The sequence below is a fragment of the Alphaproteobacteria bacterium genome, assembly GCA_019635875.1.
GTDB lineage: Bacteria > Pseudomonadota > Alphaproteobacteria > Reyranellales > Reyranellaceae > JAFAZJ01.
The window spans coordinates 260,907-276,505 of sequence record JAHBYP010000001.1 but is presented as its reverse complement, the minus strand read 5'-3'; the positions used below and the strand labels follow the sequence as shown (position 1 = coordinate 276,505).

Here is a 15,599-nt window from a genome sequence, read left to right as displayed (position 1 = left end):
TTCCCCCGGAGGGGGAAGGTGGCGCGCAGCGACGGATGGGGGATGTCGAAGACGGACTCCTGCGTTCGGCTTCGACATCCCCCTTCCGCCCTTCGGGAACCTTCCCCCTCCGGGGGAAGGTAAAGATGTGAAGCCATGAACCCTACCCTGCGCCGGATCGTGATGGCGGTGCTGGGCGTCGCCATCGGCGCGCTGTGCCTGTGGCTGTCGGCGCGCAACGTCGACTGGGCCGAAGCCGCGCGCATCTTCCGCGCCGCCGATCTCGGCGGCATCCTCACCGGCGTGGCGCTGTACGGCGCGGCGATGATCATGCGCGCGATCCGCTGGCGCGCCATCCTCGCCTTCCGCGCGCCGGTCGGCGCCGGCATGAGCCTGCAGGCGCTGCTCGCCGGCTACGCCGTCAACGCCGCGCTGCCGGCGCGGCTGGGCGAGCTGTTCCGCGCCGACTACCTGGCGCGCCGCACCGGGCTGTCGCGCTCGGGCGTGCTGGCCTCGATCGTCGTCGAGCGGCTGCTCGACCTGCTGGCGGTGGTCGGCCTGCTTGCCGTCGGCCTGGCGCTGCATGGCGGCAGCGACCCGGCCAGCCGCCACGCGCTGATCGGCGGCGCCGCGGTCGCCTCCATCGGCATCGGCGTGCTGCTGCTGATCGCTACGCGGCTGTCGCAGGCCAATGCCGAGGCGGCGCTGGCGCTGCTGATCGCGCGCCTGCCCGGCGGTCGGGCGCTGGCCAACCGGCTGGGCGCCATGCTGGGCGATTTCGCGCAGCTGCTGCGGATCGTGCGCACGCCGCGCTTCGCCCTCGTGGCGCTCGGCACCCTGCCGATCTGGGCGGTCGAGGTCTGCTCGATCTGGTCGATCTGCGGCGCCGTCGGCGTCGATCTGTCGCCGGCCGGCATGCTGTCGCTGATGGGCGGCGCCAGCCTCAGCACCCTGCTGCCCACCGCGCCCGGCTATGTCGGCAGCTATCAGATCGCCTATGTCCTGATCCTCGGCCAGTTCGACGTCGACGCCACCTCGGCGATCGTCGCGGCGAGCACGGTGCAGATCTACCTGATCGGCGGCTATACCCTGGTCGGGCTGGCGACCTGGGCGGGCTCGTCCGTGCTGGCGGCGACACGCGGCAACATGACGAAGGCGCGGCCATGACGACACCGACGACGGCACGGACGAGCCTGGGCGGCGCCTCGGCGGCGCAGGATTTCTGGCTCGACAACCTCTCGGGCGCCGACGCCTACACGCGCTGGATCCTCGACGAGGCGCGCCCGTATCTCGGCCGGCGCGTGCTCGAGGTCGGCTGCGGCACCGGCACCTACACCGTGCCGCTGGCCCGCGCCGGGCACGAGCTGGTGTCGGTCGACATCGACCCGGCCTATGCCGCGGCGGCGGCGCAGGCGACCAGGGGCATGGCGGCGGTCACCGTGCGGCATGCCGATGCCACCGATCCCGCGGTCGATCTCGGCGAGGCCTTCGACAGCGTGATCCTGCTCGACGTGCTGGAGCATATCGAGCACGACGTGGCGCTGCTGTCGCGGTTGCGCGCGCGGCTCAAGCCCGGCGGCCGCATCGTGCTGAAGGTGCCGGCGATGAAGGCGCTGCATTCGCCGATGGACGAGGCCATCGGCCACTGGCGGCGCTACGACCGCGCCTCGCTCGCTGCGACGCTGCGCGAGGCCGGCTTCGAGGCCGAGCGCCTGTGGCCGTTCAACGCCTTCGCCGTGCCGGGCTGGTGGCTCAACGGCCGCGTGCTGAAGCGCACCACGCCGCCGGCCGAGCAGGTCAGGCTGTTCAACCGCCTGATCCCGCTGTTGCGCCCGCTCGACAAGGCGCTGCGCCACGTCATGGGCCTGTCGCTCTTCGCCGTCGGGCGCGCGCCGCTAAAGGGATGATGCAGTTCCCCTACCTTCCCCCGCTGGCGGGGGAAGGTGGCGCGAAGCGCCGGATGGGGGTGGCTGTTTCCACACACTCCGTCGATCGAGTCTGACCGCGATGCCGACACCCCCATCCGCCCTTCGGGCACCTTCCCCCGCAAAGCGGGGGAAGGTATGGGCCGTCATCGCCATCGTGCTCGCGGCCATCGCGCTGCGGCTCGTCGCCTTCCCCGCCGGCCACGCCCCGCCGGAGTCGGACGAGGTCGGCTATCTCGGCGACGGGCTGCTGCTGCTCGAAGGCATCACGCCGGCCTACAAGTTCGTGCCGGCGGGCGTGCTGACGTGGTTCACCGCGATGATCGGCGGCATCGACGCGGCGTGGCGGCTGATCGCCGGCGGGGCGGCGTTCGCCGCCGTGCCCGGCATGCTCAAGCCGATCGCCGCGCTCGAGGCCACGCTCTTCGCCCACTACGCCGACCTGTCGTCGCTGCGCCTCGTCACCGTCGGCGCGATCGTCGTGCTGAGCTGCGTCACTGCGCTGCTCGCCGCGCGACGGGCGCTGGTTGCCGGCGCGCTCGCGGCCAGCTTCCCGATGTTCGTCGAGATGTCGACCGAGGCGCGACCCTACGCCATCGCCTGGTCGCTGGCGTTGCTGGCCCTGCTGGTGGCGCAGCGCGAGGGTCGCGGGCGCGTCGTCGGCGCCGGCATCCTGGTCGGGCTCGCCGTCGGCACCCGCATCGACATGGTGATGGTGGGTCCCCTGGTCCTGCTGCTGCAATGGCGCGCAGCCGGCGGCCGCCCGCCGTGGCGCGACTTCGCCCTCACCATCCTCGTCGCCGCGCTCGCCTTCGTCGTGATCGCCCCGTGGTACCTCACCCATCTGCTGGGCAACCTGCGCTACATCATCTCGGTGCGCATGCTCGACCCGCGGCCGCCTCCCGGCGCGCCGCCGATCTGGCTCACGTTCTGGCAGGAGGGCCTGATGCTGCCGGCGATGGCGGCGCTGGCCGGCCTGGCAGCGGCCGCGTGGTACCGCCGCTGGCCGGAGGCGCTTGCCGGAGCCTGGCTGCTGCTGCTCGCCGTGATGGCGCTGAAGCCCTCCCCTTTCGGCCTGCGCCATGACGGCGCGCTGGTGGTCGCCACCGTGGGCCTGATGCCGATCGCGCTGCATGCGCTCGGCGAGCTCGTATCGCAGAACCGCCGCGCCGTCGCCATGCTGGCGATCGGCCTCGCCGTCGTCGCGCCCGCGTTCGCGATCGGCGCCAGCGACGCGTGGTATTTGCGGCGTGCGCACGCGCCCGACCAGGCCGTGGCCTGGATCGAACGCAACGTGCCGCCCGGCACCAGGATCTACATCACGGATCGCATCGACGTGCCGCTGCCCACGCCCGAGGCGGCGGATCGGATCTGGGCTCTGGTGGCGCGACCCGACGCCTGGCGCGACAAGCTGCGGCTGGGCCTCGATCGCTTCGGCCTGGGCGGCGGGCCGGTTCCGCGCGCGCTGAGCGAGGAGCACATCCACCAGGAGCGTGGTGCGCATCGCAGATTCTACATCCTGGGCGCGTCCATCAGCCCGTCGCGGCCGCGCTATGACCTCCATGTCGTCTCCGACGGCGGCCGCTTCGACGTGCCGCTCGCCGAGGCGGCGCGCCGGATTTGTGCCGAGGGCGGCGTGCTGCTGCACCACGGCGAGCCGATCGCGGGCCTGCCAGCCCCTGCCGCGAGCTGGCAGCATGCCCCGGGCGGCTCGGTCACCCGCATCCATGTCGTGACCCAGCCGGGCTCCTGCCGTCCCGGTTGAGCAGCCGCACTCGCCGCAGCGCACCTGTGGCTTGCTCCTGTGGGCCCCGGGGTTTACGGTGCCATCTTGTGCGGCGCGGCATTGGCGGAGACAGTTGATATGGCGACGCAACCCGAGTCCGGACCCGGCGCGAAACCCGCGCCGGTGGTGATCAAGAAGTACGCCAACCGCCGGCTCTACAACACGTCCACCTCGATGTACGTCACCCTCGACCATCTCTCGCAGATGGTGAAGGAGAAGACCGAGTTCGTGGTCTACGACGCCAAGACCGGCGAGGACATCACCCGCTCGGTGCTGACCCAGATCATCTTCGAGGAGGAGAGCAAGAGCGGCCAGAACCTGCTGCCGATCTCCTTCCTGCGCCAGCTGATCGCGTTCTACGGCGACAACCTGCAGGGGCTGGTGCCGCAATATCTCGACATGTCGATGCAGGCCTTCGCGCGCAACCAGGAGCAGATGCGCCAGGCGATGCAGAACGCCTTCGGCTTCAAGCCGTTCAGCGGGCTGGAGGATGCCGCGCGCCAGAACATGGCGATGTTCCAGCAAGCAATGAAGCTGATGAACCCATTCATGGCCGGCATGACCGGCGCCGGCGTCACGCCGCCGGATTCGGCACCCGCCGCCGCGCCCGACGATTCGGCACCGCCCGTGGCGCCGGTGGCACCGCCGCCGCCGCCATCCGACCCGGCGGCCAGCGGCCAGGGCCTCGAGGAGCTGCGCCGCAAGCTCGAGGAGCTGCAGGCCCAGCTCAGCGCGCTCAGCACCAAGCGCGAAGGCTGATGACACTCGCCGTCCGCAAGCGGATCGTCTCGCCCTGCATCGCGATCTGCACCATCGACGCCGCCTCGGGCCTGTGCCGCGGCTGCAAGCGCACCGCCGCCGAGGTCGGGCGCTGGATCTCGATGAGCGAGGAGGAGCGCGAGCGCGTGATCGCCGAGCTGCCGAGCCGGCCCGATCCGGCGCCGATCGTGAACTGACTTCTTACCTTCCCCCGGAGGGGGAAGGTGCCCGAAGGGCGGAAGGGGGATGTCGCAACGACATCCGTGTCCGTCTTCGACATCCCCCATCCGGCGCTACGCGCCACCTTCCCCCTCCGGGGGAAGGTAGGAAGTTTACCGCCCCTTGAAGCTCGGCTTGCGCTTCTCGAGGAAGGCGGCGACGCCCTCGCGGTTGTCCTCGGTGAGCGCGGTCAATGTGAACTGGTCGTGATCCATGTGACTCGCCAGGTCGTCGAGGGCGCCGGCGACGCGATTCACCGTCTGCTTGGTCATGCGCACGGGAATCGGCGGCTGCATGGCGATGCGCTCGGCGAAGGCCAGCGCCCGATCGAGCGCCTTGCCGTCGTCGCACACGCCCTCGACCAGCCCCCATTCATGCGCTTCGGCGGAGGTGATGCGGTCGCTGGCGAGGATCACTGCCTGCTTGGTGCGCGAGGGACCGCAGAGCTGAACCATGCGCGGGATCGTGCCCCAGCTCATGTTCATGCCCAGCTCGACCTCGGGCGCGCGGAAATGCGTGGAGCGACCGCAGAAGCGGAAGTCGAGCGCCACCGCCAGCGCCACGCCGCCGCCGATGCAATGGCCCTCGATGGCGGCGATGGTCACCTGGTCCATCTCGTGCCAGGCGCGGCACATGCGCGGGCCGATGCGCTGCTGGTGGCGGCGTGCGCCGATGCCTGCGGCGGCGCGCAGCGCGCCCTCGCCGTCCTTCAGATCGAAGCCGGCGCAGAACGACTTCGCCGTACCGGTGAGGATCACGACCGAGGTGTCGAGATCGTCCTCGAAGGATTCGGCGGCGCGACGCAGCTGGCGCATCGCCTCCGGCGACAGCGCGTTGACGGCGCCGCCGCGGTCGAAGCGCACGACAGCGATACGGCCGGCGGTGCCCAGCCCCTTCTCGATGTGGACGAACGATTCGCTCATGACTGCCCCCGGGAGCGCCTGCAGTTGCCCCTTCATACCCGATCCGGTATGGTCCGGCCGCGCCGGACCCGTAGCTCAGCTGGATAGAGCGCTGCCCTCCGAAGGCAGAGGTCGTGAGTTCGAATCTCGCCGGGTCCGCCAACAATTTCAATAATTTGGGCTGTCCAGAGACCGCGCCGCAAATTGCCGCGTAGCTGGCGCGTAGCCGCACGACCCCTGAACGGCCCGGCAATCGGTCGGACGGCTGGCCATAGCGTTTGAAGCGGGCGTCGAGCGCTCGTCATCTGCCATCTGCCGACGCCAACTGATTGCAGAATGTGACTTTCCTCATCGGTCGGGCTTCGTCGTTGGGTGATGGTATGTCGGCCAAATGCGCCGCGCTCTGCGCTTGCGTCGAGCTGAGTACAGAAAGAACGAAATGCACTGAGTCCTGCCGGCTTCCGATCACACCTGTGAGGCTTGGCTGAATGGTAAACCCGCGGGCAAACATCGTCATCGCCGAGGCAAGGCCGTTGAGGCTCGGCCGCCCGACGAGGTCCGGCGTCGTGGTGCTCTGCGCCGACGGCGAGAGAAAAGTCGTCGGGCAGGCGACGGCGGTGCTCGCCGTGCTGCTCGATGATGCGGCGGCGAGGTTCATCAAGGCGGCACGCCGATCAGCGGATGATCAACCATACCAGGCCATATGGCCGCACGGGTGTCGGCGCAGAAATCGCCAAGACTGGACCTCTGTCATAGGCTTGGGGCTACAAAGTCGATTCCAGCCGGGTATTCATCGGCAGTTCGGCGACCGATGCCGTGTCGGGCAGCGACAGCAGGAAGCTGACAGTGTGGGCGATGGTCTCGGGCTTCAGGCGCCCGGCCGTCGGTGTCGCGCCGGCGAGGCCGGCGATCAGCCCGGTCTCGACCGCGCCGGGGCAGAGCGCGGTGACGCGCACGCCGTCGTCCCAGCCCGCGAATTTCGCGGCGTGGCTCAGCGCCAGCACGGCGTGCTTGGTCATGACGTAGCCGATCGAGGAGGTCGCGTCGCGGAAGCGCTTGGCGTCGGTCGAGGCGATGTTGACGACGCGGCCGTGGCCGGCCTTGCGCAGGTGCGGCAGCGCCAGCCGCAGCAGGCGGAAGGGCGCCATGACGTTGACGTTCCACATCTCGGTCAGGGCCGCCTCGTCGCCCTCGTCGAAGCGCACCATGCGCAGGATGCCGGCGTTGTTGATCAGCCCGTCGAGGCGGCCGAAGCGCGCCAGCGTCGCGTCGATCCATTGCTGTGCCGAGGCGGCGTCGGTGGCCTCGAAGCGCGCCACCATCACCCGCGCCTCGTCGTGCGTGCCCAGCGCCTCGCGCGCCGCGTTCGGATCGCGCGCGCCCAGCGACAGGGTGAAGCCGTCGGCGTGAAGCCGGCGGGCGATCGCCGCGCCGATGCCGCGCGAGGCGCCCGAGATGGCGATCACGCGGCCGGCGGGCTGCAGCAGCTCGTCGCTCATCAGAACAGACCCTGATACACGCCGCCGTCGTTGACGATGTTCTGGCCGGTCATGAAGCCGGCCTGGGCGCTGCAGATATAGGCGATCAGATCGCCGCACTCGCCGGGGTCGGCGAAGCGTCCGGCCGGGCAGGTCTTCAGCCGGTCGGCGACGATGGCTTCGTAGGTCGTGTTGCCGCGCCGGGCATGGCCATGCAGGTTGGTGTGCAGCGCATCGGTGTCGAACAGGCCGGGGCACACCGTGTTGATGGTGACGTTGTGCGGGATCAGCTCGCGCACCATCGAGGCCACCGCGCCCGACAGCGCCAGCCGCGCGGCGTGGCTGTGCGCGAAACCGATTTGCGGGAACTTGATGAAGCTCACTGACATGTTGACGATGCGCCCGAAGCGCCGCTCGCACATACCCGGCACGACGCTCTGGATCAGCTGCACCGACGACAGGAAGTGCATGTCGAGCCAGCGCAGCCATTCCGCCTTCGGCCAGGCCCTGAAGTCGCCCGGCACCTGGCGCACGCCGGGATTGTTCACCAGGATGTCGGGATCCGGGCACGCGGCCAGCACCGCCTCGCGCCCGGCATCGGTGTTGATGTCGCCGGCCACCGCGGTGACGCGCACGCCGTGCGCCTGGCGCAGTGCCGCGGCGGTCTGCTCCAGCGCCTCCGGCGTGCGCGCGATCAGGGTCAGGTCGACGCCCTCGCGCGCCAGCGAGAAGGCGGTGGCGCGTCCCAGGCCGCGACTGGCGGCGCAGACGATGGCCTTGCGGCCGCGGAGTCCGAGATCCACCCCGATCTACTCCGCCGCCATCGCCGTGGGCGCGAAGGAGCCGGCCAGCAGGCGCGGCGGCACGCGGAAGCGTCCGGCGATGTCCTTGAGCTGCTCGCGCTCGGTGATCACCTCGGCCCTGTCGCCACTGACCAGGATGGTGGCCGGCAGCAGCTGCGCGTTGTAGCGCGCGGCGCAGGATTCGGTGTAGCCACCGGCGTCGAGGAAGCCGACATAGTCGCCGCGCTGCAGCGGGGCCATCCTGCGATGCGCGCCGACCTCGTCGGAATTGCACAGCGGGCCCACGAGATCGACCAGTTCGCTGGCCTCGCGATCGGCGCCGACCACCGGCACGGCGTGGTAGTACCAGTCGAGCACGGCGGCCCAGGACAGGTGGTTGGTGCTGAGATCCATGTTGACCCATTTCTTGCGCTGGCCCTGCTTGACCGCGCCGACCTGGCCGATGGCGAGGCCCGCCGGGCCGGAGAGCGCGCGGCCGGGCTCGAGCCTGAGCTTGGGCAGCGGCAGACCGAGCTTCTTGGCCTCGTCCTTGATCGCCTCGCAGCACAGGCGGGCGTAGTCGGTGGCCTTCGGCGCCTTGTCGTCGTCGAGCTGGCCGCGCGGGCCGGTGCCGTACCATTTGCCGAAGGTCCAGCCGCCGCCGATGTCGATGGTCGGCGGCGTCCAGCCGGTATTGTCGCGGATGTAGCCCGACCAGGTGATCATCTCGCGCGCCATCACGGCGAAGCTCGTGGGGTCGTTCGACATGCGGCTGAGATGAAAGTGGGTTTCCTTCAGCTTGATGTGCGGCATCGACTGGGCGCGCTTGATGATCGCCACGGTCTGCTCGCGCGACATTCCCCATTTGGTACTGTCGCTCTGCTCCTTCAGCGTGCCCGGCCCATGCATGGCCACGCCGCGAAGATTCTGCAGCGGCTCGAGGTCGAGCTTCAGGCGGATGCCGATATCGGCCTCCTTGCCCAGCCGCTTGCAGATCGCGTCGATGCGGTCGAGCTCGTCCATGGCGTCGATGTTGATGCACAGCCCGTTCTGGATCGCCATCTCCAGCTCTTCGGTCTGCTTGTTCGAGCCGTTGAGCACCAGGGTCTTGGGATTGGTGCCGGCGAGCAGCGCCAGGTACATCTCGTTGACGCCGAAGCAGTCACCGCCGGCGCCTTCCTGGTTCATGATGTGGCGGATGGCGAGACCGTTGCTCGACTTGTTGGCGAACAGGATCTCGACGTCGGGATACTGCGCGCGGAAGGCGTCGCGGAACTGCCGGTAGGTGAAGCGGAACTGCGATTCGGAGATGATGAACAGCGGCGTGCCGAACTTGTCGGCGAGATCCTTGACGTCGCAATCCTCGACCCAGAGGTTGCCGTTGGGACCGACACCGTAGAACTCGCCGTAGTTGACCTTGTACTGGCGGGGCGTGAGCTGCACGGGCATGGGAGTCTCCCTGAGATGGGTTCGGAACCGGGCTGTCATCCCGAGCGAAGCGAGGGATCTTTAAGTCTTGAAAGATTCCTCGCTGCGCTCGGAATGACAGAGAGCTAGGCAGCGGTGCGCTGGGTGGAATCGCCGGACAACAATCCGAGCTCGATCAGGCCGCGGCGCAGGCCGGCCAGCGGCTCGCCGGCGAGCGGCTGCAGCGGCGGACGCAGCCTGCCGCCGGGCAGGCCAAGCATGTCCATCGCCGCCTTGGTGGCGGGGTAGAGCGTGCGGCCGCCCGACGTGAACAGGCTGGTCAGCCGCACGCCCATCGCCTGCAGGCGGCGTGCCTCCTCGAGGCGGCCGTCGCGCGCGGCGTAGAACAGGTCGAGGCAGCCGGGCGCCCACATGTTGGGGAAGCAGTCGATGACGCCGTCGGCGCCGGCCTGCACCGCCGGCACGCCGAACACCGAAGAGGGGCCGCAGAACACGCGCAGGCGATCCTGCACGGCGATCGCCGTGGCGTAGTAGTTGTTCCAGTCGCCCGAGCTCTCCTTGACGCCGACGACGCGATCGAGATCGGCCAGGCGGAGCACCAGCGCCGGGCTGAGCGCGTTCACCGCGTTGCCGGGGATGTTGTAGAGCATCACCGGCCCCTCGACGGCGCGCGACAGCGCCTCGTAGTGGGCGAAGATCTCGTCGTCGGTGAGCTTCACGAAGTAGGGCGGCAGCACCAGCCCGCCGTCGCAGCCCGCATCGTGCGCGGCGCGGGTGAGCGCGATGGCGTCCTCGATGCGCACCGCGCCGGTGCCGGCGATGACGAAGCCGCGGCCGGCCATCGCTTTGACGCCCATCCTGAAGAGCGCGCGGCGCTCCTCCATCGACATCGCCCAGAACTCGCCGGTGCAGCCGCCGATCACCACGCCGGTGGCGCCCTTGGACATCAGGATGTCGATGTTCTGCTGCAGCAGGTGCTCGTCGATAGCGCCCTTGTCGTCGAACGGCGTGACGATCGCGGGGATCGGGCCCCACCATTTCACTGAGTTGCGGTCCATGGTCCTGTGCTCCGTTCCTGTCTACGCGGGGCGATCGGCATTCAGCCGTCGCCCGTCCTTGCCATCGAAGAAATGCAGCTTGGCCGTGCTGAAGCTCAGCCGGACGGCCTCGCCGGGCTTGAGCTGGACGTCGGGCCCGACACGGGCGATCACCGCGTGCTCCGCCACGTCGAAGAACACGATGCTCTCGTGGCCGGTCGGCTCGACCACCTTCACCGCCGCGGTCAGGCCGTCGGCGGACAGGCTCACGTCCTCGGGCCGGACGCCCATCGTGACGTCGCCCGTCACGCCTTCGCGCACCAGATGGGGCGCCAGCTGCAGCGTCAGCCGGCCGGCCTCGAATACCAGGCCGCCGGCGTCCTGGCGCAGGCGGCCCCTGATGAAGTTCATGGAGGGCGTGCCGATGAAGCCGGCAACGAACAGGCTGTTGGGCCTGTTGTAGATCTCCATCGGCGTGTCGTACTGCCGCAGCCTTCCCTGGTCGAGCACGGCGATGCGGTCGGACATGGTCATCGCCTCGAGCTGGTCGTGCGTGACATAGACCATGGTCTTGCCGATGCGCTGGTGCAGCTCGATCAGCTCGGCGCGCATGTGGGCACGCAGCTTGGCGTCGAGGTTGGACAGCGGCTCGTCGAGCAGGAAGGCGGCGGGGTCGCGCACGAGGGCGCGGCCCAACGCCACGCGCTGCTGCTGGCCGCCGGAGAGCTGGCGCGGTTTGCGATCGAGCATCGACTCGAGCTGCAGCTGCGCTGCCGTGCGCCTGACCATCTCCTGGCGCTCGGCCCGGGGCACGCCGCGCTTCCTCAAGGGGTACTCGATGTTCTGCGCCACCGACATGTGCGGATAGAGCGCGTAGGACTGGAAAACCATGGCGAGGTCGCGCTGGCCGGGCGGCAGGTCGTTGACCACGCGCTCGCCAACGCTGATCGAGCCGCGCGTCGGCTGCTCGAGCCCGGCGAGCATGCGAAGCGTCGTCGTCTTGCCGCAGCCCGACGGGCCCAGCAGGCTGACAAACTCGCCGTCGCCGATGGTGAGGTCGAGTTCCTCCAGCGCGACCACGGCCCCGAAGGCCTTGTGCACGCGCTCGAAGGTGATCGCGGCCATGACTGCTCAACCCTTGACGCCGCCCGCGCCGAAGCCGCGGGTCAGATGCTTCTGGAGGAAGGCGAAGACGACGATGACCGGCACGCTCATCATCGCCGAGGCGGCCATCAGCATGGACCACTCGATGTGGAACGAGGTCACCAGCATGGTGATCACGCCGGTGGTCAGCGTGCGTGCGGTGTCCTGGTTCACCAGGACCAGGGCGAAGAGGTACTCGTTCCAGGCCAGGATGAAGGTGAAGACCGCGGTCGAGATGATGCCTGGCAGCGCCTGCGGCAGGATCACGTCGACGAAGGCGCCCATGCGCGAAGCGCCATCGACCATGGCGGCGGCCTCGAGATCCGGCGGGATGCCGGCCATGAAGGAGCGCAGCAGCCACAGCGCGAAGGGCAGCGCGAAGGTGGTGTAGGCGATGGTCAGGCTGAACAGCGTGTTGGCGACACCCATCTCGACCAGCATCAGGTAGAGCGGGATGATCAGCACCACGGAGGGCAGCAGGTAGGTGAACAGCACGAGCTGCGCCAGCCGCTCGCGCCCGGGGTAGGAGAAGCGCACCAGGCTGTGCGCGCCGATCACGCCGACGATCACCACCACCGCCGTCGTGGCGACGGCGACGATCACCGAGTTGGCGAAGTAGGCGAGGAACTTGGTCTCGAGCAGCAGCTTGCGATAGTGCTCGAAGGTCACCTCGCCGGGCCACAGGCTGGGCGGGATGCGGAACAGCTCGGTCTGCGGCTTCAGCGACGTGACGATCGTCCACAGCAGCGGGAAGGCGACGACGAACACGATCGTCCAGGCGAAGATGTTGAACAGGATGCGGCGCAACGGCTTCATGGCTCAGCCCTCCGCCGTCCGGCCGTAGCGGAAGTAGAGCGCCATGAAACCGAGCATGATCAGCATCATCAGCACGGCCACGGCCGAGGCGCCGCCCATCTCGTTGAGCGCGAAGGCCTGCTTGTAGACTAGGAGCGGCAGCGTCTGGGTCGAGGTCACCGGTCCGCCGCCGGTCAGCAGGTAGATCAGGTCGAACTCCTTGAAGTCCCAGATGGCGCGCAGAAGGATGACGATGAACAGCACCTCGCGCAGCTGCGGCAGGGTGATGTCGGTGAAGCGGCCCCAGGTGCCGGCGCCATCCATCGTCGCCGCCTCGTAGAGATGGTCGGGGATGGTCTGCAGGCGCGCCAGCACGCTGATGACGACAAAGGGGAAGTATTTCCAGGCGCCGACCAGGATCACGCTGATCATCGCGTTGGGCATCTGGCCGATCCAGTCCAACGGCATGTTGAGCAGGCCCAGCCACATCATGGTGTGGTTGAGGATGCCGTAGAGATCGTTGAACACCCAGCGCCAGACCAGCACGGCGACGACGGTCGACATGAAATAGGGGAACAGGATCAGGCTGCGCGCCAATGACCGGAACCAGATGTTCTGGTGCAGCAGCAACGCCAGCGCCACGCCCAGCACGATCTGCAGGAAGAGCGTGCCCACGGTCCACACGACGTTGACCCAGAGGGCCTGCCAGAACTCGCCCGAGGCCAGCAATGCGCCGTAGTTGTCGAAGCCGATCCAGCGGCCCTTGAGCGTCGGCGTGTAGATCGAGAACAGGCTGAGATAGATCGCCGAGACCAGCGGGTAGACGATGACGGCGCAGAAGATCAGCACCGTCGGCGCGATCAGCAGCGCGCCGAGCAGGCCGTATCGGGTTGAGAGGTGCAGGCCCGGCGCGGTGGGCCGCGCCGGGGCCGTGGTTGCCGTCATGGCCCGAGCGAAGTGCCGTCAGGCCTTGGCGATGGCTTCGATCTTCTTGGCCGTCTCGCCAAGCACCTTCTTGGCGTCCTCGTTGTTCAGGCAGACGCGCTGCACCAGCTCGGCCAGCAGGCCGCTGTTGATGATCTCGCCCGCCTTCATGTTGGGTTTGTGGTTGGCAGTCTCGAAGCCGAGGTTGAAGCCGGCGGCCGAGTTGGCGGCCATCAGCTTCACCTCCTTCTGGTACTTCGAGATGATCGGGTTGTCGTAGTACTTCGGATCCTCGGCGATCGTCTTCAGCACCGGCAGCACGTGGCCGGGCGCGGCGTGCAGTTGCTTGATGTAGCCCTCGGGCGCGAAGATGTGCGCGGCGAACTTCTTGGTCGCCGCCATGTCCTTGGCCGCCTTGGGGATGAAGATGCTGGGGAAGTCGTTGAACGTCCACCCGGGCACGCTTGGCGAGATCGTCGGATAGGTCTCGCAGGTGATCGAGTCCTTGATGCCCGGGTTCTGCGCGTTGACGTTGGCGAGCACGCGGCCGGTGTAGAGCCCGGTTGCCGTGGCCCCGGATACGAACGCCGTCAGGCTCTCGCCCCAGGAGTAGCCGGTGGCGCCGGGCGGGCAGAGCTCGCGCATCGACTTGTAGAACTCGAGCGCGTCCAGCGTTTCCTTGCTGTCGAGCGCGATCTGCAGATCGGGCGTGAACACCTGGCCGCCCGCGCCGTGCACGAAGCAGATGAAGACCAGCGAGGTCATGCTGTTCTTGGCGTAGGGCAGGGGCGCGCCGTAGATGCCGCCGCCCTGCATCTTGCGGCAGGCCGCACGCAGCTCGTCCCAGGTCCTGGGCGCCTTGTCGATTCCGGCCTTCTTCATCAGGTCGGTGCGCAGCCACAGCGAGTTGGCTGCCGTGCCGCCGATGCCGGCGCCGCCATAGACGCCCTTCTCGACCTCGTAGATGCGGTTGGCGCCGGGGAAGAACTTGTCCTCGCCGACCATCTTGATGACGTCGTTGAACGGCTCGAGCAGGCCGTTGCGCCAGTAATTGGTGACCGCGAAGGACGGCAGGTGGGTGACGATGTTGGGCACCTGGCCGCTGGCGAAGGCGGCGGCGAGCTGGGCGGCATAGGTCTCGTTCGAGGTCGGCTCGAACACCACCTTGATGCCGGGATTGGCCGCCTCGAACTGCGCGATCTGGAACTTGTAGGCCGCAAGCTGTGCCGGCACGGATTGCGTCGACCACCAGCGCAGGGTCGCGCCGCCCTGTGCGCCGCCCGGTCTGGGCGCCCCCAGCGCGCCCGCCATGCCCACCGCACCGATGCCCGCCAATGCCGCACGACGTGAAACCGTCCTCTTTGTCATGTTCCCCTCCCGCTATACGAACATCCGTGCGGAAATACTGAGAGGCGCAGGGCGCATTGGCAAGCGGCAAGGACGGCTCAAGGAGAGGTTTTCGGGCCTATATCCCTGAGAAGGCGTCATTTCTTCTCGAAGTTGGCTTGGGGATATCTTCAACAAAACAGATTGAGGCGGGCGCTGGACGAACATATGTTCGCATTCCGCCATGATGCGGCGACGTACGGGCTTTCGGTCCACACGTGGGCCGGTGTATCGACAGACGCCTCCGATCGAGTGAGTGGAAAAGAGCAAGGCATGTCCGACCTGGCCGTTACCGACCAAGAGAGTGGCGACTATGTGAGTTCCTTCGCCCGCGGCCTCGAGGTGATCCGCGCCTTCACGCGCGCCAAGCCCAGCATGACGCTCAGCGAAGTGGCCGACCGCACCGACATGCATCGCGCGGCGGCGCGCCGCTTCCTGCTGACCCTGGTGCGCGAGGGCTACGTCGAGACCAACGGCAAGCATTTCCGTTTGCGCCCGAAGATTCTCGAGCTGGGCTTCACCGCGCTGGCGTCGATGGACATCTGGGACATCGCCCAGCCGGTGCTCAACGAGCTTTCGGAGAAGCTCTCGGAATCCTGCTTCGCCGCCGTGCTCGACGGCCTCTCCGCGGTCTATGTCGCGCGGGCCGCGTCGCGCCGGGTGATGAATGTCGGCATCAATGTCGGCAACCGCGCTCCGGCACACGCGGTGTCGACCGGCCGCGTGCTGCTGTCGGGCCTTTCCGAGCACGAGCTCGACGAATACCTCGCCAGGGTCAAGCTTGAGAAGTTCACGCCCAACACCGTGACGTCGAAGGTCAAGCTGCGCGGCATCATCGAGGAGACACGCCGCCAGGGCTGGTCGATCGTCGACCAGGAGCTCGAGGCCGGCCTGCGGGCGATCTCGGTGCCGATCCGCGATCGCGCCGGCACGATCAAGGCGGCGCTCAATGTCTGCTGCCCCTCCGCGCGCGTCACGCCCGAGGAAATGCGCAGCCGCGTGCTGGCCGAGCTGCTCGACGCCGCGCAGCGCATCTCGCTGGCGCTGCCGGGCTGA

At 68.5% G+C, this 15,599-nt stretch carries 16 protein-coding genes and 1 tRNA gene; 7 read left to right on the top strand and 10 right to left on the bottom strand.

Annotated elements, in window-relative coordinates; translation table 11 throughout:
* Positions 1-135 precede the first annotated feature (135 nt).
* The 5 genes from KF889_01345 to KF889_01325 all read left to right on the top strand — a co-directional run bounded on the left by KF889_01345 (position 136) and on the right by KF889_01325 (position 4,646).
* Positions 136-1,146, top strand: coding sequence for a flippase-like domain-containing protein (locus KF889_01345; protein ID MBX3498059.1), 1,011 nt, complete (start codon positions 136-138; stop codon positions 1,144-1,146).
* Positions 1,143-1,886, top strand: a complete 744-nt coding sequence (locus KF889_01340) for a class I SAM-dependent methyltransferase (protein ID MBX3498058.1) — start codon at positions 1,143-1,145, stop codon at positions 1,884-1,886. The genes KF889_01345 and KF889_01340 overlap by 4 nt, the downstream gene beginning before the upstream one ends.
* Before the next feature lie 175 nt (positions 1,887-2,061).
* Complete coding sequence (locus KF889_01335; protein MBX3498057.1) at positions 2,062-3,669, top strand: glycosyltransferase family 39 protein; 1,608 nt, start codon at positions 2,062-2,064, stop codon at positions 3,667-3,669.
* 99 nt (positions 3,670-3,768) lie between these two features.
* Entirely contained in the window at positions 3,769-4,449 is a 681-nt protein-coding gene (gene phaR / locus KF889_01330; protein MBX3498056.1) for a polyhydroxyalkanoate synthesis repressor PhaR, read from the top strand.
* A complete protein-coding gene (locus tag KF889_01325) occupies positions 4,449-4,646 on the top strand; it encodes a DUF1289 domain-containing protein (protein MBX3498055.1) in 198 nt (65 codons plus the stop codon). Before phaR ends, KF889_01325 begins: the two co-directional genes overlap by 1 nt.
* Before the next feature lie 135 nt (positions 4,647-4,781).
* On the opposite strand, the gene KF889_01320 is transcribed toward KF889_01325, so the two are convergent.
* On the bottom strand, positions 4,782-5,591 hold the full coding sequence (locus KF889_01320; protein MBX3498054.1) for an enoyl-CoA hydratase/isomerase family protein: 810 nt from the start codon (positions 5,589-5,591) through the stop codon (positions 4,782-4,784).
* 64 nt (positions 5,592-5,655) lie between these two features.
* Here KF889_01320 and KF889_01315 point away from each other — a divergent pair.
* Positions 5,656-5,732: transfer RNA gene (locus KF889_01315), tRNA-Arg, on the top strand.
* Positions 5,733-5,871: 139 nt separating this feature from the next.
* Here the strand turns inward: KF889_01315 and KF889_01310 are convergent.
* From KF889_01310 to KF889_01270, 9 genes are all read right to left on the bottom strand, one after another.
* Positions 5,872-6,228 carry a hypothetical protein gene (locus KF889_01310; GenBank protein MBX3498053.1) on the bottom strand — a complete coding sequence of 119 codons (357 nt, stop codon included), beginning with the start codon at positions 6,226-6,228 and terminating at the stop codon, positions 5,872-5,874.
* Between the two features lie 106 nt (positions 6,229-6,334).
* Positions 6,335-7,069: an SDR family NAD(P)-dependent oxidoreductase gene (locus KF889_01305; GenBank protein ID MBX3498052.1), complete on the bottom strand. Its 735-nt coding sequence runs from the start codon at positions 7,067-7,069 to the stop codon at positions 6,335-6,337.
* Positions 7,069-7,851 carry an SDR family oxidoreductase gene (locus KF889_01300; GenBank protein MBX3498051.1) on the bottom strand — a complete coding sequence of 261 codons (783 nt, stop codon included), beginning with the start codon at positions 7,849-7,851 and terminating at the stop codon, positions 7,069-7,071. Before KF889_01300 ends, KF889_01305 begins: the two co-directional genes overlap by 1 nt.
* 6 nt (positions 7,852-7,857) lie before the next feature.
* Positions 7,858-9,279, bottom strand: a complete 1,422-nt coding sequence (locus KF889_01295; GenBank protein MBX3498050.1) for a diaminopimelate decarboxylase — start codon at positions 9,277-9,279, stop codon at positions 7,858-7,860.
* A gap of 104 nt (positions 9,280-9,383) precedes the next feature.
* The gene (locus tag KF889_01290; GenBank protein MBX3498049.1) at positions 9,384-10,316 is read right to left on the bottom strand and encodes a dihydrodipicolinate synthase family protein; all 933 of its coding nucleotides are present in this window, start codon (positions 10,314-10,316) and stop codon (positions 9,384-9,386) included.
* A 21-nt stretch (positions 10,317-10,337) separates the two neighbouring features.
* Positions 10,338-11,420 carry an ABC transporter ATP-binding protein gene (locus tag KF889_01285; GenBank protein ID MBX3498048.1) on the bottom strand — a complete coding sequence of 361 codons (1,083 nt, stop codon included), beginning with the start codon at positions 11,418-11,420 and terminating at the stop codon, positions 10,338-10,340.
* Between the two features lie 6 nt (positions 11,421-11,426).
* On the bottom strand, positions 11,427-12,254 hold the full coding sequence (locus tag KF889_01280; GenBank protein ID MBX3498047.1) for a carbohydrate ABC transporter permease: 828 nt from the start codon (positions 12,252-12,254) through the stop codon (positions 11,427-11,429).
* Between the two features lie 3 nt (positions 12,255-12,257).
* Entirely contained in the window at positions 12,258-13,178 is a 921-nt protein-coding gene (locus KF889_01275; GenBank protein MBX3498046.1) for a sugar ABC transporter permease, read from the bottom strand.
* 18 nt (positions 13,179-13,196) lie between these two features.
* Positions 13,197-14,525: a carbohydrate ABC transporter substrate-binding protein gene (locus KF889_01270; protein ID MBX3498045.1), complete on the bottom strand. Its 1,329-nt coding sequence runs from the start codon at positions 14,523-14,525 to the stop codon at positions 13,197-13,199.
* A 291-nt stretch (positions 14,526-14,816) separates the two neighbouring features.
* On the opposite strand from KF889_01270, the gene KF889_01265 reads away from it, so the two are divergent.
* A complete protein-coding gene (locus tag KF889_01265; protein MBX3498044.1) occupies positions 14,817-15,599 on the top strand; it encodes a helix-turn-helix domain-containing protein in 783 nt (260 codons plus the stop codon).

What these genes read in the sequence shown, in the direction of transcription:
- KF889_01345 (MBX3498059.1), top strand. Translation starts at nt 136, where the DNA reads ATGAACCCTACCCTGCGCCGGATCGTGATGGCGGTGCTGGGCGTCGCC.
- KF889_01340 (MBX3498058.1), top strand. Translation starts at nt 1,143, where the DNA reads ATGACGACACCGACGACGGCACGGACGAGCCTGGGCGGCGCCTCGGCG.
- phaR (MBX3498056.1), top strand. Translation starts at nt 3,769, where the DNA reads ATGGCGACGCAACCCGAGTCCGGACCCGGCGCGAAACCCGCGCCGGTG.
- KF889_01325 (MBX3498055.1), top strand. Translation starts at nt 4,449, where the DNA reads ATGACACTCGCCGTCCGCAAGCGGATCGTCTCGCCCTGCATCGCGATC.
- KF889_01320 (MBX3498054.1), bottom strand. Translation starts at nt 5,591, where the DNA reads ATGAGCGAATCGTTCGTCCACATCGAGAAGGGGCTGGGCACCGCCGGC.
- KF889_01310 (MBX3498053.1), bottom strand. Translation starts at nt 6,228, where the DNA reads ATGAACCTCGCCGCCGCATCATCGAGCAGCACGGCGAGCACCGCCGTC.
- KF889_01305 (MBX3498052.1), bottom strand. Translation starts at nt 7,069, where the DNA reads ATGAGCGACGAGCTGCTGCAGCCCGCCGGCCGCGTGATCGCCATCTCG.
- KF889_01295 (MBX3498050.1), bottom strand. Translation starts at nt 9,279, where the DNA reads ATGCCCGTGCAGCTCACGCCCCGCCAGTACAAGGTCAACTACGGCGAG.
- KF889_01290 (MBX3498049.1), bottom strand. Translation starts at nt 10,316, where the DNA reads ATGGACCGCAACTCAGTGAAATGGTGGGGCCCGATCCCCGCGATCGTC.
- KF889_01285 (MBX3498048.1), bottom strand. Translation starts at nt 11,420, where the DNA reads ATGGCCGCGATCACCTTCGAGCGCGTGCACAAGGCCTTCGGGGCCGTG.
- KF889_01280 (MBX3498047.1), bottom strand. Translation starts at nt 12,254, where the DNA reads ATGAAGCCGTTGCGCCGCATCCTGTTCAACATCTTCGCCTGGACGATC.
- KF889_01275 (MBX3498046.1), bottom strand. Translation starts at nt 13,178, where the DNA reads ATGACGGCAACCACGGCCCCGGCGCGGCCCACCGCGCCGGGCCTGCAC.
- KF889_01270 (MBX3498045.1), bottom strand. Translation starts at nt 14,525, where the DNA reads ATGACAAAGAGGACGGTTTCACGTCGTGCGGCATTGGCGGGCATCGGT.
- KF889_01265 (MBX3498044.1), top strand. Translation starts at nt 14,817, where the DNA reads ATGTCCGACCTGGCCGTTACCGACCAAGAGAGTGGCGACTATGTGAGT.